This window comes from Ruegeria sp. BHSB056 (assembly GCF_059613305.1).
This window is the reverse complement of the sequence record NZ_JBXWSG010000077.1, coordinates 1-17,944: the sequence shown is the minus strand read 5'-3', so window position 1 is coordinate 17,944 and position 17,944 is coordinate 1. Positions and strand designations below refer to the sequence as shown.

Annotated in this window: 14 protein-coding genes and 2 pseudogenes; 8 read left to right on the top strand and 8 right to left on the bottom strand. The window is 57.5% G+C overall.

Going from position 1 to position 17,944, the window contains the following annotated elements:
* Window positions 1-38: 38 nt before the first annotated feature.
* The 4 genes and pseudogenes from AC2FND_RS15875 (at window position 39) to AC2FND_RS15860 (ending at window position 4,575) form a co-directional block, all read left to right on the top strand.
* Window positions 39-1,019, top strand: a complete 981-nt coding sequence (locus AC2FND_RS15875; protein ID WP_496770787.1) for an ABC transporter ATP-binding protein — start codon at window positions 39-41, stop codon at window positions 1,017-1,019.
* Window positions 1,016-1,939, top strand: a complete 924-nt coding sequence (locus AC2FND_RS15870; RefSeq protein ID WP_496770785.1) for an oligopeptide/dipeptide ABC transporter ATP-binding protein — start codon at window positions 1,016-1,018, stop codon at window positions 1,937-1,939. Before AC2FND_RS15875 ends, AC2FND_RS15870 begins: the two co-directional genes overlap by 4 nt.
* A gap of 10 nt (window positions 1,940-1,949) precedes the next feature.
* Complete coding sequence (locus AC2FND_RS15865) at window positions 1,950-3,554, top strand: amidohydrolase (RefSeq protein ID WP_496770783.1); 1,605 nt, start codon at window positions 1,950-1,952, stop codon at window positions 3,552-3,554.
* A 331-nt stretch (window positions 3,555-3,885) separates the two neighbouring features.
* Window positions 3,886-4,575 (top strand): annotated as a pseudogene (locus AC2FND_RS15860) (IS6 family transposase).
* Window positions 4,576-4,637: 62 nt separating this feature from the next.
* On the opposite strand, the gene AC2FND_RS15855 reads toward AC2FND_RS15860, so the two are convergent.
* Genes AC2FND_RS15855 through AC2FND_RS15840 form a run of 4 tightly spaced genes read right to left on the bottom strand, consistent with a single transcriptional unit; the run spans window position 4,638 to window position 10,059 of the window.
* Window positions 4,638-5,603: an ABC transporter ATP-binding protein gene (locus tag AC2FND_RS15855; protein ID WP_496770782.1), complete on the bottom strand. Its 966-nt coding sequence runs from the start codon at window positions 5,601-5,603 to the stop codon at window positions 4,638-4,640.
* Window positions 5,600-7,486, bottom strand: coding sequence for a dipeptide/oligopeptide/nickel ABC transporter permease/ATP-binding protein (locus AC2FND_RS15850; protein WP_496770780.1), 1,887 nt, complete (start codon window positions 7,484-7,486; stop codon window positions 5,600-5,602). The genes AC2FND_RS15855 and AC2FND_RS15850 overlap by 4 nt, the downstream gene beginning before the upstream one ends.
* Window positions 7,483-8,430 (bottom strand): ABC transporter permease, encoded by a 948-nt coding sequence (locus tag AC2FND_RS15845; RefSeq protein WP_496770778.1) that lies wholly within the window; start codon window positions 8,428-8,430, stop codon window positions 7,483-7,485. Before AC2FND_RS15845 ends, AC2FND_RS15850 begins: the two co-directional genes overlap by 4 nt.
* Before the next feature lie 54 nt (window positions 8,431-8,484).
* Window positions 8,485-10,059, bottom strand: coding sequence for an ABC transporter substrate-binding protein (locus AC2FND_RS15840; protein ID WP_496770776.1), 1,575 nt, complete (start codon window positions 10,057-10,059; stop codon window positions 8,485-8,487).
* An 87-nt stretch (window positions 10,060-10,146) separates the two neighbouring features.
* Between AC2FND_RS15840 and AC2FND_RS15835 the strand changes: the two genes are divergently transcribed.
* Window positions 10,147-10,809: a DUF1028 domain-containing protein gene (locus tag AC2FND_RS15835; RefSeq protein ID WP_496770774.1), complete on the top strand. Its 663-nt coding sequence runs from the start codon at window positions 10,147-10,149 to the stop codon at window positions 10,807-10,809.
* Between the two features lie 9 nt (window positions 10,810-10,818).
* Here the strand turns inward: AC2FND_RS15835 and AC2FND_RS15830 are convergent, their stop codons facing one another.
* Both AC2FND_RS15830 and AC2FND_RS15825 read right to left on the bottom strand, forming a co-directional pair.
* On the bottom strand, window positions 10,819-11,730 hold the full coding sequence (locus AC2FND_RS15830) for a glutaminase (protein ID WP_496770773.1): 912 nt from the start codon (window positions 11,728-11,730) through the stop codon (window positions 10,819-10,821).
* 1 nt (window position 11,731) lies between these two features.
* The gene (locus AC2FND_RS15825) at window positions 11,732-12,493 is read right to left on the bottom strand and encodes a FadR/GntR family transcriptional regulator (RefSeq protein WP_209506735.1); all 762 of its coding nucleotides are present in this window, start codon (window positions 12,491-12,493) and stop codon (window positions 11,732-11,734) included.
* Between the two features lie 90 nt (window positions 12,494-12,583).
* Here AC2FND_RS15825 and AC2FND_RS15820 point away from each other — a divergent pair, with 90 nt between their 5' ends.
* Window positions 12,584-13,816 carry a M20 family metallo-hydrolase gene (locus AC2FND_RS15820; RefSeq protein ID WP_496770772.1) on the top strand — a complete coding sequence of 411 codons (1,233 nt, stop codon included), beginning with the start codon at window positions 12,584-12,586 and terminating at the stop codon, window positions 13,814-13,816.
* Between the two features lie 155 nt (window positions 13,817-13,971).
* Here the strand turns inward: AC2FND_RS15820 and AC2FND_RS15815 are convergent, their stop codons facing one another.
* Both AC2FND_RS15815 and AC2FND_RS15810 read right to left on the bottom strand, forming a co-directional pair.
* Window positions 13,972-14,784 (bottom strand): SDR family oxidoreductase, encoded by an 813-nt coding sequence (locus AC2FND_RS15815; protein ID WP_496770771.1) that lies wholly within the window; start codon window positions 14,782-14,784, stop codon window positions 13,972-13,974.
* Window positions 14,785-14,796: 12 nt separating this feature from the next.
* Window positions 14,797-15,666, bottom strand: a complete 870-nt coding sequence (locus AC2FND_RS15810; RefSeq protein WP_496770770.1) for an SDR family oxidoreductase — start codon at window positions 15,664-15,666, stop codon at window positions 14,797-14,799.
* A gap of 162 nt (window positions 15,667-15,828) precedes the next feature.
* Here AC2FND_RS15810 and AC2FND_RS15805 point away from each other — a divergent pair, with 162 nt between their 5' ends.
* Together AC2FND_RS15805 and AC2FND_RS15800 are read left to right on the top strand one after the other, a co-directional pair.
* Window positions 15,829-16,719 (top strand): AraC family transcriptional regulator, encoded by an 891-nt coding sequence (locus AC2FND_RS15805; RefSeq protein ID WP_496770769.1) that lies wholly within the window; start codon window positions 15,829-15,831, stop codon window positions 16,717-16,719.
* 449 nt (window positions 16,720-17,168) lie between these two features.
* A pseudogene (locus tag AC2FND_RS15800) lies at window positions 17,169-17,944 on the top strand (IS3 family transposase); the annotation flags it as partial.

The window sequence follows — 17,944 nt, the reverse complement described above, 5'->3', positions numbered from 1 at the left end:
CTACGTGACGTGGTCGACCCCAAACTGAGGAAGAACCGATGACCGAGACACTGTTGGAAATCGACCACCTCAGCGTGGATTACGAAACTGAGCGTGGCGACCTCAAGGCCCTGCGAGATATCACTTTCGATGTCCGCAAGGGCGAAATCGTGGGCATCGTAGGCGAAAGTGGTTGCGGGAAATCCACGCTGATATCCTCGATCCTGCGATTGACCGCTCCCAATACGCGGTTCCGTCAGGGCGCGGTGCGGTTCAAGGGGCAGGACCTCTTGCAAGCCAACGAGCGCCAGATGCGTGACCTGCGTGGCGACGATATATCCATCGTGTTCCAAGACCCGATGCAGACGCACAACCCGGTTCTGTCGGTGGGTCAGCAAATGATGGATATTCAACATCGGTCGTCCATGGGCAAGGCCGAGAAGCGCGCGAAGGCCGCGCAAATGCTGGGTGCTGTTGGAATTCCCGACCCGGAGGCACGGCTGAACCAGTTCCCGCACGAATTTTCCGGAGGTATGCGCCAACGGATCGCCATTGCCATGGCACTGATGTCGGAACCCGACCTGCTGATTGCGGATGAGCCAACGACGGCGCTAGATGCCACGCTTGAAGTGCAGATCATCGAACGCTTGCAGGAACTTCAGCGTGAGATGCATTGTGCTATCCTTTTCATCTCGCACCATCTGGGCGTGATCGCAGAACTTTGCGATCGCGTGGTGGTGATGTACGCAGGCGCGGTTGTCGAAAGCGGCGATGTACGCGAGATATTCCATAACCCGAAGCACCCCTACACCCGTCGTCTGATTGAATGCGACCCGGGCCACATCAAAACTCGTGCTCGTGTGTTGCCTACTATTCCGGGTGAAGTCCCCGATCTTGCCAATCTACCCGGCGGCTGCATTTTCCGCGATCGTTGCGATCAGGCAATGCCACAGTGCGCTACTGACGTGCCCGCGCTGGAACGATTGGGTGAAGGCCATCTTGCTGCCTGCTGGCTAAACCAAGAGGAGGTCACGGCATGAGCCTACTGTCTGTCGATAACCTGCAGACCAGCTACGGCCCGGTTAATGTTCTTGCCGGCGTCAGCTTTGACGTGGCCCCGGGTGAGACCTATGCGCTGGTCGGCGAAAGCGGCTCGGGCAAAACCACGGTCATCCGCGCGATCGCCGGGCTGGCCCCGGCGCAGGAAGGTTCGGTCAAATTCAACGGCCGGGAAATTCGCGGCCTGCCGGAGCGGTCCCTACGGCCCATGCGCAAGGATATCGCCATGATGTTTCAGGACCCAGTCGGCAGCCTGTCCCCGCGCTTGACGATCGGAAACCTGATCACCGAACCCTACCGGATTCAGGGCATGAAAGACCGCGACCAGCAGGCCGAGGCCAAACGCCTGCTTGAAATGGTCAACCTGCCTGCACACTTCGCGAACCGGTATCCGTATCAACTATCCGGTGGTCAGGCGCGCCGGGTTGGCGTCGCACGGGCCCTTGCCTTGGAACCGAAGCTGATCCTAGCCGACGAGCCGACGGCTGGATTGGATGTGTCCGTGCAGGGCGAACTTCTGAACCTGCTTAATGATCTGCGCGAGCGGCTGGGTCTGGCAATGGTGATCATCACCCACAACCTCAGCGTCGTGCGTCATGTCGCCGACCGTATGGGGATCATGTATCTGGGACGGCTGGTCGAGGAAGGCACGACCGAGGCGATCTTCGACAATCCGCGCCACCCCTACACCCGCTGCCTTCTCAGCGCGAACCCCGAACCCGATCCTGACGCACGGCTCGAGCGGATCGCGCTGAAGGGCGAGCCGCCCAGCCTGCTCAATCGTCCATCCAGCTGTGAGTTCCGCGAACGTTGTCCTTTTGCCCAAGATTTCTGCACCCAGGCACCAAATTGGGAAGTTTCAGGAGGGCACGGCCTTCGCTGCCTTGCACCTCTAACCTGACATGATTCCGATGGAGGCGACGCTTTACTTCAATGGCACAATCCTAACGATGGATGCGACCAACACGCAGCCAGAGGCGGTGCTGACCTTGGGCGAAACGATCAATGCCGTCGGCACCGAAGCCGTCCTGCGGGCGCAGATGCCCCTAGGAACACGGCTACACGACCTGCAAGGTCAGACCCTTGTCCCAGCGTTCATAGACCCACACGGGCACTTTCCCGATCCGGGGTTTATCGCATTGTTTCGGGTCGATCTTGCGGCACCCCCGCGCGGTGATTGCGCCGATATGGCCATGGCGCTGGGGCGTTTGCACGCCAAGGCCGCCGCAATACCCAAGGGTGAATGGGTCATGGGGGTCCTTTTTGACAACACGGCAATAGCCGAAGGCAGGATGCCCACACTGGCAGAACTGGACGGCGTGTCGACAGATCACCCGGTCTGGGTGCTGCACGCTTCTGGCCACAACGGCGTGGCAAACACTGTAGCCCTTGCCCGGAGGGGCATTTGCCGCGATACGCCTGACCCTTTGGGTGGGCGCTTTGGGCGTACCGAGGATGGTGAACTCACAGGCCTCATCGAGGGGCTTTCCGCCATGGGCGAGATGGGCGACACAGATTTCCTGATCGATCGCAAAAGGTTCTGGGAAGGGTTTGCAGCCTGCCGCAACGAATACCTGAGCCATGGTGTGACTTACGCGCAGAACGCATGGGCATCACGCGAGTTGTTAGAACATTTCGCGTCGCTCGGGCCCGATACGGATCCCGGTATCGATCTGATGCTGTTGCCCATCGGAGAATTGGAGCCAGGACTGATGGAGACGCTCGATTGGCCGGGCAACCCGCATTTAACCCTTGGACCGCGCAAGCTTTTCACCGATGGCGCCTTTCAGCTTCAAACAGCCTATCTTTCGCGGCCTTATCATCAGCCCATCAACCGGCAATATCCCCTTGGCATGCCCTATGTTGCAGAAAAGGATCACCGCCGCGAAGTTAGAAAACTGCACGATCTCGGCCACCAGATACATTGCCACTGCAACGGCGATGCTGGGGCGGACATGTTCTTAGATGCAGTGGCTGCCGCTTTGGAACACAACCCGCGCCCTGATCACCGTCACACAATCATTCACGGTCAGACCTTGCGCGACGATCAATTGAAACGCATGGCGGAACTTGGCGTGACGGTCAGCTTCTTTTCCGCCCACATTCATTTCTGGGGCGACCGGCACCGCAGCACATTCCTGGGACCAGAACGCGCCAGTCGACTATCTCCGGCCGCATCGGCAGAGCGTTTCGGTGTCCGATACACCCTCCACAACGACGCGTCTGTCACGCCCACAAGACCGCTGCATCTGGCGCATTGCGCCGTAAACCGAACCACCTCGAGTGGCCAGGTTTTGGGCGAAGATCAGAGAATTAGCGTCCTCTCCGCTTTGAGGGCACAAACAATCGACGCCGCCTGGCAGGTTTTTCAAGAGGACCGTCGCGGATCGATCGAACCGGGCAAGGTCGCTGATCTTGCAGTGCTTTCGGACAATCCTATTACAGATTCAGAGAACCTGCTGGACCTAAGCGTGATGATGACGGTTCGCCAAGGCAAAGTGGTATACGGCCAATGAACTCTCGCCGGTATTCTAGCAGCCTTGCCAATGCACTTGCGAGAGCCGCATTCAGTCATGAAAAAGCCCCCTGTCAACGTCGGGTTGTCGTTGTGGGAGGGCGTGGCGGATCGGAGGATCAGTCATGGAAACATCAAACCTGCCTGCTATCCGCGCTTTTCGCCTGCGTGGAACAAGGGCTGTATCGTCAGTCGCAAGTGACCGCCAAAGCCGAAACATGTTTGGGCAAAACGCGTGTCCAATGGCTGTTTCGCAAAGTATGCGACCCAATTGTCGAACATGCGTGATCTGACGGTTGTTCCCATCGATTAGATCTCGAACAGTTTTCAATATGATCTCATTGAAAGGCTACCACATCCCCAAGGATGCGGTTCTGTACGCTGCGTACTTCTATCTGCGTTACACGGTTTCTTATCGTGACTTGGACGAGATCATGACTGAACACGGTGTGAAGGTTAACCACGCTACTCTCAACAGATGAGTTATTAAATTTTCATCCGTGGTTGCCGCGCAAGCGCAATCGAAGAAACGTCCAAAACAAAATTCCTGGAGAATGGTTGAGACCTTCATACGGGTGCGCGGCAAATGGGTGTATCTTTTTCGTGCAGTCGAAATGGCAGGAAACACCTTTGATTTTTTCCTGTCTGAGCGAATGAACCGTCCGGCAGAAGCTAGGTTTGTTCCAAAGCGCTGTCGACAAATGCAATCCCGAGTAGGATTGTCATCGACAATAGCGGCGCTAATGCGGCAGGTACTCGAAAATTGAACAGAATTCTAAGGTGGTTTGGATGCCCCGCCAAAGTACAGGCAATCGGGTCCAAGTATCGGAACAACATGATCATCAGGTCATAAAACGGCGTGTTCGGCATATGTGTGGATGTAAGCCTTCGAATCCGCCTCAGCCACATTGGATAGCATTGAGGTGGCCAAAATGATCCAAAAAAAAGCAACTCCCCAGCGCTACGACCTTGGGCTTTCGGATGTTTGCCGAGATCGCAGGATAGGTGTGTCCAGTAATTGAGTGCCTATGGTCGTTCCAAAAGTTTGAGACACATCCAATAGAGGTTCCGAGACACTTGTTATCTAAAATGCGTAGGCAATCGGGTGGTGGCAGGCTACCCACACACCTTCCGACCGTTTCTCAAGACGTGGCGCCTCACTCCCACATTGATCACTGGCGTATGCGCAGCGCGCTCGGAATGCACATCCCTGCGGCGGGTTTAGCGGATCGGGCAATTCGGTTTCACGTCCCTCTGGTGCAGTCAACGGACGCCCAACAACCGGTGCACTGTCAGCCAGAAGTTTGGTGTACGGATGTTTGGGACAGGCAAAAACCTCATCGGCTGGACCCACCTCAACCACTGAACCAAAATACAGCACCGCAACCCGGTCACTGACAGCTTCGACGACAGCAAGATCGTGGCTGATGAACAGATAGGTCAGCCCAAACTGCTCCTTCAAGTCGGCCAGCAGGTTCAGAACCTGCGCCTGCACAGACACATCCAGTGCCGAAACGGGTTCATCGAGAACGAGGATACGCGCTTCTGCCGCCAAGGCTCGCGCGATCCCGATCCGCTGTGCTTGCCCGCCCGAAAACTCATGCGGATAGCGATCCAGAAACTCTTCGCGCAGGTTCACCGCGGCAAAAATCTCCCGTATGCGGTCCGCGCGGGCAGCCGCGGGCATATCGTGCAAATGCTTAAGCGGCGCTTCCATGATCTGCCGGATGGTTTTACGCGGGTTGAGGCTGCTGATCGGGTCCTGAAACACATACTGGATCTTGCGGCCAAACAAGGCCGGGTCGGCATTGTCGAGCGGCTCCCCATTGATTTCAATTGTTCCGGTGCTGGGGGGCAGGAGACCAACAAGCATTCGCGCGAGGGTGGATTTTCCACAGCCGGATTCACCAACGATCCCAAGTGTTTCGCCCTCTTCGACGGTCAGCGACAGCGGTTGAACAGCACGCACCAGCGCCCGTGGTGGGCCAAACATGCGCTTGCCGACGGGGAAGACCTTGCTGAGTTCGGTCAGTTTGAGAGCGGTGATCATCTGCATGCCTCCTGCGGTGGCGTTTCCGGAGCAACGCAACGGACCAAGCTCTCGGCACCGTGCCGGACCAGTTCTATGTTCCCCTGCCGACAAGTATCGCCCGCCTTATGGCATCGATCCGCAAAGGCGCAACCCTCGGGCAGTCTGTCTACCACTGGTGGGAGGCCGGGTATGGCCGCCAATTCGCGTCGGCCCTGCCCAAGTTCAGGTACGCAGGCCATAAGGCGCGCGGTATAGGGGTGGGCCGGGGCATCCAGGATGGTCCTTGTCGGGCCCTCTTCGACAATTCGGCCCGCATACATCACCGCGACCCGGTCACATAGCTGTGCGACCACACCAAAGTCATGCGTGATGAAAATGATGGCCAATCCCCGTTCACGCCGCAGGTCATCGAGCAAGGACAGGATCTGCGCCTGCACGGTCACATCCAAGGCCGTGGTCGGTTCATCCGCGATGATAACCTCCGGATCGTTGGCCAGCGCCATAGCGATCCCCACGCGCTGTCGCATTCCACCCGACATCTCATGCGGGTAGCTGTCAACGCGCTGTTCGGCATTGGGAATGCGGACCGATGTCAGCAGCTCGATAGCATGGGCACGGGCCTTTTTCCTGTCAAAAAGGTGATGCGCTCGTACGGCCTCGATCAGCTGGTCACCGACCGTGTAAAGGGGGTGCAACGTGGCCAGCGGATCCTGGAAGATATAGGCGATCCGGTCTCCCCTAAGTGATCGCAGTTTTTCATAGGGTGCACCGATCAGATCCTCACCCTTGTAGTGAACTGCGCCACCCGTGATAACGCCCGGAGGTGAAGCCACCAAACCCATGATGCTGAGCGCCGTCACCGATTTTCCGGAACCGCTTTCACCAATCACCCCAAGGCATTCACCTGGGTTGACCTGTAGATCGACACCACCAACGGCCTTGTAAACACGGTCCTCGACGTGGAACTGAGTCTTCAGCCCGCGTAACGCCAGCAATGTGTCGCCTTCTGAGGTAGGAACCGGACCGGCGCGCTGGACCATGGTGGCCGGCATCGGGCGTGAGAGCGCGCCGGATTTCAGCCGAGGGTCCAGCGCATCGCGCACCCCGTCGCCCAGTAGGTTGATCGCCATGACGATGATCAGGATCATTGCGCCCGGTACGATCGAGGTATGCGGATTGGTGATCAAGGCCGAGCGAGCTTCGCCCAGCATCGAACCCAGATCGGCCTGCGGCGGCTGCGATCCCAGCCCGAGAAAGCTGAGCCCGGCGGTCTCCAGGATCATCCATCCGATGGTTGTCGACATGGCGATCACGATCACTGGGATCACGTTCGGAAGCACTTCGGTCAGGATGATGCGGGCATCCGTCATGCCCGATAACCGTGCCGCGTCGACGAATTCCTTATGGGCAATGCCAACTGTGATGCCCCGGATGTTACGGGCAAAGAAGGGGATGTTGACGGCAGCCACTGCGATCAGCGCGTTCATAAGACCTGGCCCGAGAGCCGCGACAATCGCAAGTGCCAAAAGAATGTAGGGAAAAGCCATCAGCATATCGACGCCGCGCATGATGATGTTGTCCGTGCGCCCACCGTAGTAGCCAGCGATGATGCCGATGGCCGCGCCCAGGGTCGCCGCGATGATTGCCGCTGCAAATCCCACGGCCAGCGACAGGCGTGTGCCCCAGAGCAGACGACTGAGAAGATCGCGCCCAAGGTGATCGGTTCCCAGCAGGGCACCCTCTGAAAATGGCCGCTTGAACCGGTTTGCTGTATCGGTCACGTCCGGATCCGCTAACGGCAGAAGTGGCGTCACCAAGGCCAGAAGAACCACCAGGCCCATCACGACCAACCCGCCAAGCGCCAGCCGGTTGCGCGCCAAAAGCATAAGGAAGTTCTTCATGTCTTGATCCTCGGGTCGAGCAGGCTTTGCGCGACGTCGACCGCGATATTGAACATGACGTAGCAGGCCGCGACAAAGACGACGCCGCCTTGCACCAGCAGGATGTCCCGTTTCAGGATGGCATCGACCAGCATGCGCCCGACGCCAGGCCACTGGAACACCATCTCGATATAGACCGCACCTGACAGAACAAACCCGGCCTGCACCCCCAAGACCGGAATGATGCTGACCATGGCCGCGCGCAAGGCATGGCGCCAGACAACCGAACGCTCATGAACGCCCTTGGCGCGGGCGGTACGGATGAAATCCTGACGCAGCACCTCGAGCATGGCAGAGCGCGACAAGCGTGCAATGACCCCGGTTGCCACCACCGCCAGCGCCAGCGCGGGTAAGGTCAGGTGGCTGATCAGCGCTGACAGGCCCCGCGCGCCATAGATGGGCCACATGCCGGACACCGGAAACCAGCGCAGTTTCACTGCAAAGATGAGGATCATCATCATGCCAAGGAAAAAGGACGGAATGGAAATTCCCAGAAGAACCGCAAAGGTGATGGCCTTGTCAGCCAGACCGTATTGCCGGGCGGCGGATACGACCCCGGCCGCGACACCAAGGAGCGAGCACAGGACAAATGCCGTACCCGCAAGGACCAAAGTCGCCCCGAAACGGTCAAGCACCTCGTCCAGAACGGCACGGTTGAGAGAGAAACTGCGCCCGAAATCACCCTGAAGCATGTTCCCGAGCCAGATGAAATATCGCTGCACCATCGGCTTGTCCAAGCCAAGGTCGCGGTTGAGCTTTTCTACGTTATCAGGGGTTGCATAGGACCCCAGGATCGCAGTGGCCGGATCGCCGGGGATCATCGCCATGATGACAAACACAATAATCGATATCCCGAACAGAACCGGAATCGCGGAAACCAGTCTTTTGAGTATGTACCCTGTCATTGCCCCCACCCGGAATTGTGCAGCCGCACCATGCACACGGCTGCACGAGTCGTTCTAGTTCTTGACCACGTCATCCAGCAGCAGGAAGAACGACGGCTGGAGCGAGAAGTTTTCGACACGGTCGGAGGTAACCGCATTCTGCTTCCAGTTGGCAACGAAGACCCAAGGCGCGTCTTCCTGCACGATGACCTGCATCTCCTGATAGAGACGCGCGCGTTCTGCCTGATCGGTTGCTGCGCGGGCGGCTTCCAGAAGTTCGTCAACCTTCGGGTTGGAGTAGTAGCCCGAGTTGAACCCGCCCTGATCCGGCCATGCAGCTGTGCGCAGCGCGAGGAACGGAAGCGTGTCCGGATCGTTCGTCATCCAGGCCATTTCGGCCATGTCTGCCTTGCCTTCAAGGCCCGGGTTCACTTCGCCAAGGAAGGTGTTCCATTCATAGGTCTCGATGTTGACGGTCAGGCCAACGGACTGGAGATCGGCTTGGATCGCGGTACCCATCGCCACGGGATCAAGCATCCCGGAACCGCCCTCGGTGACGTAAAAAGTCAGCTCGGCGCCTTCGGCACCTGCTTCGGCAAGCAGTTCGCGCGCCTTGTCGGGGTCGTAGGGGTAAGGCTCCAGGCTTTCGTTATAGGCCCAGGCGAATGCCGGCGGTGTCGGACCGGCAGCGACAGCTGCCGTACCTTCCAGAACGTCGTTGACGATGGCTTCCTTGTTGATGGCATAGTTTGCCGCTTGGCGGACACGCACGTCAGCAAACGGACCTTCTTTGGCGTTCAAGATGAGGAACCAGACGTGTGGACCAGCCTGTTCATGAATGGTGTAGGTATCGCCTTGAAATTCGCTCAGCGCGACCGGGGGAACCTCGACCATCAGGTCGATACCGCCTGCCAGCATCTCGGCGGTGCGGGTGTTTGCGTCTGTGATTGGGCGAAACACAACGGCCTGCAACTCCGGTGCGCCGTCCCAGTAATCGGCGTTGGCTTCGATGACCACGGCCTCGTTGGACCGCCATTCAGCGAATTTGAATGCGCCGGTGCCGGACGGGTTGCGCCCAAACTCAGCCCCGTGCTGTTCCACCGCAGCGGGCGAAACGATCAGCCCGGTGGGATAAGCCAGGTTGGACAGGAATGGTGCATAGGGCGCGTTCAGCGTGAAGCGCACAGTTAGGTCGTCCACAACCTCAACGTTCTCTACAGCCGAGAAGAAGAAGGACAGCGGGAAGGGGCCAGTGTTGTGATAGGGATGGTTTTCATCCAGCATCCGGTCAAAGTTGAACTTGACCGCATCAGCGTTGAAGGCGCTTCCGTCGTGGAACGTCACGTCGTCCCGCAGGGAGAAGGTGTAGACTGTTCCGTCCTCACTGATGTCCCAGGAATTTGCCAGCGAAGGCTCAACTTCAAGCGTCCCGTCCTTGTAGCGGACCAGTCCGTCATAGACGTTCATCAAAATTCGGAAGTCGTTGACAGCGGTTACGGCCGCTGGGTCAAGCGCCTTGGGTTCAGCAATCTGCCCAACGATCAGAACATCCTCGGGCGTCTGTGCCTGGGCCAAAAGTGGAGAGAGAGCAAGTGCCGTGGCTGCACCTGCAGCCAGCATTGCCCTGCGGGACAGTTTCAGCAGTTTCATGAGGTGTCTCCCTGTTATTTATTATGATGAATTGCATTCATGCAAATTATCATGATAAATTCAAGAAAAATGTGTTAGGGCAGTAGAATGACCTTCTCGATTCTGTCTTTCGACAATAAAACAGGCGTTTTTGCCGCCGCCGCCGCAACGGGAAGTCTCTGCGTGGGTGGCTGGGTCCTGCGGGGTGACATCGAATCGGGCCTTGTGGCATCACAGGGCACCGCCCCCAGCACCTTTTGGCGAGACGATGCTGTGCGCGCGATGTACCGCGGCCAGACCGCCCGTGATGCTGTCGAGGCGGTGACGTCAGATGATCCCGGGAAGGGGCATAGGCAACTGATTGCCCTGGATCGCAGCGGCGCAACTCACGGGTTCACTGGAGCGAACAGCGTGCCGTATGCCGGTCACTTAACGCAACAAAGGTTAGCGGTTGCAGGAAACATGCTCGAGGGACCAGAGGTTCTTGCGGCGATGGTGACAGCAGCGCAAACCTGCACGGATGGGCCGGATCGGAAAATGCTCCAAGTTTTGAATACTGCCCGGCTGGCGGGCGGCGACAGCCGCGGGCTGTTATCTGCGGCCATGTTGGTCCTTGCGCCCGATCGCCCACCATTAGACCTGCGCATCGATTACAGTGACGATCCGATAGCGGACCTTGAAAAGCTCTATCTCAGGACCCGAACATCACCATACTTTGATTGGCTTGCCGAAGTCCCGGTGCTCGAGAACAAAGTCTGCGCCCCGCAGTAACATTTGGCCTTAGAAGACCGACCAACCCGTTGTCTGGGCCAGCATCGCTGCGGCGCGGGTGCCAGCATGTGAGTTTCCATAGTGGTTTAGCCCCGGTGACCAGATAGCAATCGAAGCGACCCTCGGTGCAATCACCAGTATGCCACCACCGACCCCGCTCTTGCCAGGCAGCCCGACCTGATAGGCAAACTCGCCTGACCCATCATAGTGACCACATGTCATCATGAGCGCATTGATGCGTCGGGCATGTCGCGGAGAAATCACGTTTGGGCCGGCCCGAAGGCGGGCAAGCGATCTTCCGGCAAGAGCAAGCTGCCGCGTGGTCATCTCGATTGCACATTGATGAAAATAGGTGCCAAGGGTCAGGTCTGGTTCATTTTGCAGATTGCCATGTGATTGCAAGTAATGTGCCAACGCCTTGTTCCGCGCACCCGTCAATCTTTCCGATGCTGCGACCTTGTCGTTGATGTGGATATCGTCGGTTTCCGCCATCGCACGGATCAGTCCAAGGACCTCGGCGAGGGCCTGTTTGGGCTGCCGCCCAGCAAGAAGGACATCAGTAGTGACAATGGCCCCCGCGTTCACGAAGGGATTACGCGGGCGACCATTCTCTCGTTCCAACAGGACCACGGAGTCAAATGACGTGCCCGATGGCTCGCGCCCGACACGGCTCCAGAGTTGGTCACCAAACCGCCCCAGCGTCGCCGCGAGGGAAAAAACCTTGGACACACTTTGTATTGAGAAGGGGCGATCCGAGGCCCCCGCGTTCAGGCAGTCGCCGTTTGCCAAGCAAACACTTATCGCGAATTGACGCGGTGGAATACAGGCCAGTTCCGGGATGTATTGGGCAGGAGTTCCCCAATCGTCCAGACGAAAAATCTCATCATGGATATCTTGCAGAATGCGCTCTGTCAGGACCACTTTATTCTCCGAGAAAGCGACGCAACAGATGGGCTTCCTGAACGCTCATCAACTCTTCGGCGATCTGCATGTGCGAATACATGATGCTGCGGGCTCGTTCCGGCTCGCCTTGCCGCAACGCCTCAACCAGTTGCAATTGATGCGCTCTCCCTTTACGCCAAAGTTCCACGTTCGGCGGATCATAGAGCCTGCGATAGACTGTCAGGTCGGTCAGCGCCTGCGCCATAAACCCAATGACAAAGCCAAGCAGCCGATTGCCCGCGAAATCCGACAGCCGGGCATGAAAGTCCAGCGAGGTGATGTGCTGCACTTTCTCTTCTTCGGCCGATGTTGCCGGTTCGGGGTGGCGCAGCGCGAGGTCGTGCAACTCCTCCAACTGGTTCTCGCTTAGATGGCCTGCCAGGCTGGCCGCCAGCTCAGGTTCCAGGACCTTTCGCATCTGATAGATGTCGGCGACAGACAGGTCTTGAAAGTAGAAAAAATTGGCCAACAGGGACCGGGCGCGTTCGGTCGAGACCTGACCTACGATGCTGCCGCCACCGGGACCGGTCTTGGTCACGATCAGGCCCTGAGCCTCAAGAATGCGCAGCGCTTCGCGAACTGTCCCTTTCGACACGCCGAACTGCTCGATCATCTCGCCTTCATTTGGCAGCTTGTCACCCGCCTTCAGATCGCGCTCCACCACCCATTGTTTGATTTCATCGGCAACCAGAACTGGTCGCGATCGTCTTGGCTTGGTCGATGGGGTCCCGCTGCCGTCCATTCTGCACCTCATATTTTATCATGATAAAAACATAGACACCTAGGCGCCCTATGTGTAGAGGATAATTTATCATGATAAATGAGGAAAGTGATGAACTGGGGACAGTGCGCTCAGGACCGTCTGTCGGAAATAGCAAAATGCAGTGTCGATGAAACCGGAGTCACACGGTTTCCGTTTACGCCCGAGCACAAGGCTGCATTAGGTGTTATTCGGTCATGGATGACACAGGCCGGTCTGAAGGTCCACATGGACGCCGCTGGCACATTCATCGGTCGCAGGGAAGGGCCATTGGGGGCTCCAACGTTCCTGATCGGTACACACCAGGATTCTGTGAAGAATGGTGGACGATACGACGGGATCATGGGGGTTGTTCTGGGATGTCTCGCACTTGAGAAACTTGCGGCAAACGGAGTCGAACTGCCCTTTTCTGTCGAAGTCCTCGCCTTTGCCGACGAGGAAGGCGTCCGCTTCCCGACCGCTCTGATGGGGCCACGCGCTTTGGCCGGCACGTTTGACCCGGCTGTTCTGGCCATGAAGGATAACGATGGAGTGTCTCTGCGCCGCGCACTTGCCGACTTTGGTGGCGATCCGGACGGAGTTGAGGCTCTCGCGCGCGATCCTGCCACCACACTGGGATATCTGGAAATCCACATCGAGCAGGGCCCGGTTCTGCAGGCGGCGGATGCCGCACTCGGGGTCGTCACAGGAATTTGCGGGATTGAACGAAACACAGTCACATTTACCGGTGACACGGGCCATGCTGGGACAGTGCCCATGGACAGCCGCCGCGATGCGCTGGTGGCGGCCTCTGACTTCATCTCTGCAATCCATGACGCGGCGTTGAAGATAACCAATCTGCGTGCAACCGTTGGCGCGTTGTCCCTGCATCCCAACGTGGTAAACGCCATCCCGAGGGACGTGGAACTGACCCTTGAAATCCGGGCTCTGGACGACACCGTTCGAGACAATTTCGCAAGATTGGCGCGGTCGGCAGGTGACAGGATTTCGGGGCTGCGCCACGTGGAGTTTTCAATGGAGCGAACCTACGAACAGCCCGCCGTGCCGTGCGATAGCAAAATGGTTGACGACTTGGAGGCTGCCATTGCCACGATCGGCCAGACCGCGACACGCCTTCCGTCTGGCGCCACCCATGACGCATCGGCTATGGCCGATCTCTGCCCGACTGCCATGCTGTTCGTCCGATGCAAAGATGGGCTCAGCCATAAGCCCGAGGAATTCGCGACTGACAATGATATGGGCGCTGCAATTCAAGCTATTTCCAGTTTTCTAGCAACTGTATTTCTCAGGACTCAAAGCCAGTAGATGATCAAGCGGCGAGAGCGATTGCTGAGGCGATTGAAATCTAACCGTACCGGGCCGTCTTCACGGACGGCCCAATCCGGGCTTTCGTCGTTACAAGCGATGCCGCAGCGCAGCTGCCCGAAAGCGGGTTGCTGTCGCTGTGATTCCGTAAGTCCTTACGCCTTCATCAGCTGTTTGATCCCTCCGATGAATGTCGCATCGTCCTGTGCCTTGCGATTGTCCAACAACTTCACTGCATCCGAACCTGCCCGGTAACGCAGGCGGTGACCGGTTTCATTGGCCGCGTCCCAGATAACCTCTGCAACGGTTTCGGGCTCTGACGGGTTGGACGCCAATGTTCCAAAGACCCGCCCCATGGCTTCTGCCATCGGCGCGTAGTCCGCAAGGTCTTCGTCCATGGCGAAGTCAAACGAGCTTCCACCAAAGTTGGTCTTGATCATTCCAGGTTCGACAATACGGACATGGATACCAAGCGGTTCAAGCTCGTAATGGAGCGCTTCCGACAGACCTTCGACCGCAAACTTCATACCGTGATAGAGCGTGCCAAGCGGGAAGGTGATCTGACCGCCAATGGACGAGATGTTGATGATCGTGCCCGTGCGGTTCGCTCGCATATGCGGTAGCACGGCCTTTGTGACCTCCATCAAGCCAATTACATTGGTGTCGAACTGCCGCCGGATGCGTTCCATCGAAAAGGCCTCCAGCGCGCCATAGGCACCATAGCCCGCATTGTTGAGCAACACGTCGATCCTCCCGAACCGGTCGATACCAGCGGCAACAGCTTCGGCGATCGAACTCGGGTCAGTCACATCAAGCTGCACCACATGGACGTTTTCCAAACCAGCCAGGTCACCCGCGTTGTCGGGGTTGCGCATGGTTGCGACAACGCTCCACCCATTGGCTTGGAAATGTCTCGCGGTGGCCTCTCCTATGCCCGAGGAGGCGCCGGTGATCAGAATAGTTTTCATGGAAAGTCTCCGTCAGGCGTTGAGTTTCAACATATCTTCGATACCGAAGCTGGTCATGACGTTGCGCGTCACATCGTGCAGCACATTGTTGTAACGTTCGATCTGCGGGCCAACGCCAACATGATCGACAACAGTGCGGAATGGTTTCTGACCGAAGGGCTTGTCCAGAAGAGCGACGACCGCCTCCGCAATCCGCTCCGGGCGTTGATCGGGTGTTGCTTCAAGCATCTGGGCCAACCCGGCGGCAGACATTGCCGGGACAGCTGCAAACTCTCCATATTGTGCCTCGCGGTCCGGGTCTTTGGGCGCAACCATGCCATCGAAAAAGGCCGTGGGCATGGCGCCGGGTTCGATGATGCAGGACTCAATCCCGAAGCCTGACAACTCCGTCCGATAGCATTCTACAATAGCTTCCAGCGCCCATTTCGAGGCGGAATAGGTCCCGTAGAAAGGCGTCGCGATCCGGCCGATCAGACTGGAGGTGTAGAGAACCGTCCCCTGCCCCCGCGCCCGCATATGTGGCAGCGCCGCGCGCATGACGCGCTGGACACCCATGACGTTCACGTCGAAAACGCGCGCCATGTCGTCGGGCGACATTAATTCCTGAATGCCGTAGGAGCCGATCCCGGCATTGTTGAACAAGACGTCGAGGCCACCTAGATGCGTGATGGCATCTGCGATCGCCCGCTCAGAACTGGTTGTGTCTGTTGCATCCATTTCGACAATGGATGCCTCAGCCGCCTCAAGTTCGGCAACTGTACCGGAGTTCTTTCCCTCGCGGCTTCGGACACTACCTGCAACCTGATAGCCCCTTTCGAGAAGTGCGAGGGCCGTAGGCTTTCCAAACCCGCCGGCGATGCCGGTGATCATGACCTTTTGCATGTCGGTCTCCTTAGTTGTGTCTTGATCACGTTAGTCGCATCAACCGCTTCAATCTTTTCCGATTGGCCAAAATACTTGCCTGATTCTCCAGAATTACGTGTATTTGTTATGCCATGTTGCGTGATGATGCTATTGATAGGCGACCTTTGGGAGGCCAACGACGTGAAGAACGAAAAACTGTTATCACGCATTTCAGCGCTGCTTGATCAAGCAGGCGTCGCTGAAGGCGCATTTCATCATACGCAGAGCGGCACCCACCTCCTGCGGCATCACGCAACGACCGACCTGAATGCGACCGTTTATCGACCACTTCTTTGTCTGATCCTGCAAGGCGCAAAGCAGGTGGGGTCCAGCACCCGAAAACTAACGGTGGGCTCCGGACAATCCCTCATCGTGAGCCATACACTCCCAGTTATTTCGCGGATTACAGAGGCGTCGCGCGAGACCCCCTACACGGCTTTGGTCTTTCCACTTGATCTCGACCTTCTCAGGTCATTGTCCCCCGCAGTGCGACCCGTGTTGAACGCGCCGTCTTCCGATCCGTTCTCGATCTGCTTGTGCGACACCGATCCAGATCTGACAGACGCGCTTCACCGCTATTTCCTTCAGTGCGAGGACGAGGAGAAGAGGCAACTGTTGGCACCGATCACGTCCCGCGAAATCCATGCAAGGCTTCTGATTGGGCGACACGCACAGATCCTGCAAAGACTTCTCTGGCATGAAAGCGCGGCCAGCCGTATTTTTCTTGCGACGCGGGAAATACAGGCAAACCTGTCGGAATCCATCACCGTCGGGGATCTAGCCGCAAGGATCGGGATGAGCAATTCCGCGTTTTTCGAGCAGTTCAAAGCCGTGACCGGCACTTCGCCGCTCCAATACCAAAAGGACCTGCGCTTGTTGAAGGCCAGAGACGACCTGCGGACGAGCCGTGCCAAGATTTCCGAAGTAGCATTCGCTGTAGGCTATGAAAGCTCCGCGCAGTTCTCACGGGAATACTCGCGTAAGTTCGGGAAAGCACCCAGACAAGACCGTGCGCTAGAGGCGGCCGACTGACGCACGTTAACAGGCATTGGCGGTCGACACGGAGCAAACTTGTTTGGTCAGGATGTGATTTTTCAGTTGAAGTATTTCACCGAGTTCGAAGCAAAACGCAGGTTTGAATCTGACACGCTGTGGTTGAACCTCGCCGTCACTTTCTAAATGGTGCTTACCTTCTAGTGACAGAGTACGAGAAGTGTTTGTCGCTGCGCTTTAATAAGTTCGCATTCGCAACTAGAAGGCTCGTCCGCAAAGTAGGAAAAGGTTTGGCAGAACTTTTTGTTATCCGCTTACGATACAAGTGCAGTAAACTTGAGTGTCTCTGCAATCAACTGCAAGTGTCCCGAGAGCATCGATTAAATTGCTCGATGCGCTGGAGTTCAAATAGTACTACGCGATCTGACCCAACCCCCTGAAATCAGGCCATCGAGGTGTTAGTAATCCGTCCAAGAAAAGGATGGACCATGAAACGCAGATTTTCAGACGAACAGATTATTGGAATGATCAAGGAGTACGAGGCGGGCGTGAAAGCGCAAGAGCTTTGTCGCCGCTACGGCATCAGTGATGCGACCTTCTATAAATACAAGGCAAAGTTTGGCGGCATGAACGTGTCTGATGCCAAGAAGCTGCGGGCGCTGGAAGACGAGAACAACAAGCTGAAGCGCATGTTGGCGGATGCGATGCTCGACAACGCAGCCCTGAAGGATCTCGCCACAAAAAACTACTGACGCCCGATGTGAAGCGGCGAGCCGTGCGCGATGTGATGGATCGGCACGGTTTGTCCGAGCGTCGGGCATGTGAATTGGCTGATCTGCATAGGTCGGTCTTTCAGTATCAAAAGCAAGATCAGGGTGATGACGCCCTGCGCAAGCGGCTGCGCGAGCTGGCAAATGAACGTCGTCGGTTCGGCTATCGTCGCTTGGGCATCTTGCTGGCCAGGGAAGGTTTTGAGGTGAACCACAAGAAGCTGTTCCGGCTCTATCGGGAAGAGGGGCTGGCGGTGCGCCGCAGGCGGTCACGCAAGCGAGCTTTGGGCACGCGGCGGCCCATTCTGGTGCCAGATCGTGCCAATCAAAGGTGGTCGCTCGACTTCGTGTCGGATGCCTTTGAAGATGGGCAGAGGTTCCGTGTGCTTTGCATCGTGGACGATTGCACCCGTGAGGCGCTGGCAACAGTCGTGGATCGTTCTTTGTCTGGCGCGAGGCTGACGCGTGAACTGGCTGACCTGATCCGTCGGCGT

Coding starts and splice junctions, on each gene's coding strand:
- AC2FND_RS15875 (WP_496770787.1), top strand. CDS start 39: ATGACCGAGACACTGTTGGAAATCGACCACCTCAGCGTGGATTACGAA.
- AC2FND_RS15870 (WP_496770785.1), top strand. CDS start 1,016: ATGAGCCTACTGTCTGTCGATAACCTGCAGACCAGCTACGGCCCGGTT.
- AC2FND_RS15865 (WP_496770783.1), top strand. CDS start 1,950: ATGGAGGCGACGCTTTACTTCAATGGCACAATCCTAACGATGGATGCG.
- AC2FND_RS15855 (WP_496770782.1), bottom strand. CDS start 5,603: ATGATCACCGCTCTCAAACTGACCGAACTCAGCAAGGTCTTCCCCGTC.
- AC2FND_RS15850 (WP_496770780.1), bottom strand. CDS start 7,486: ATGAAGAACTTCCTTATGCTTTTGGCGCGCAACCGGCTGGCGCTTGGC.
- AC2FND_RS15845 (WP_496770778.1), bottom strand. CDS start 8,430: ATGACAGGGTACATACTCAAAAGACTGGTTTCCGCGATTCCGGTTCTG.
- AC2FND_RS15840 (WP_496770776.1), bottom strand. CDS start 10,059: ATGAAACTGCTGAAACTGTCCCGCAGGGCAATGCTGGCTGCAGGTGCA.
- AC2FND_RS15835 (WP_496770774.1), top strand. CDS start 10,147: ATGACCTTCTCGATTCTGTCTTTCGACAATAAAACAGGCGTTTTTGCC.
- AC2FND_RS15825 (WP_209506735.1), bottom strand. CDS start 12,493: ATGGACGGCAGCGGGACCCCATCGACCAAGCCAAGACGATCGCGACCA.
- AC2FND_RS15820 (WP_496770772.1), top strand. CDS start 12,584: ATGAACTGGGGACAGTGCGCTCAGGACCGTCTGTCGGAAATAGCAAAA.
- AC2FND_RS15815 (WP_496770771.1), bottom strand. CDS start 14,784: ATGAAAACTATTCTGATCACCGGCGCCTCCTCGGGCATAGGAGAGGCC.
- AC2FND_RS15810 (WP_496770770.1), bottom strand. CDS start 15,666: ATGCAAAAGGTCATGATCACCGGCATCGCCGGCGGGTTTGGAAAGCCT.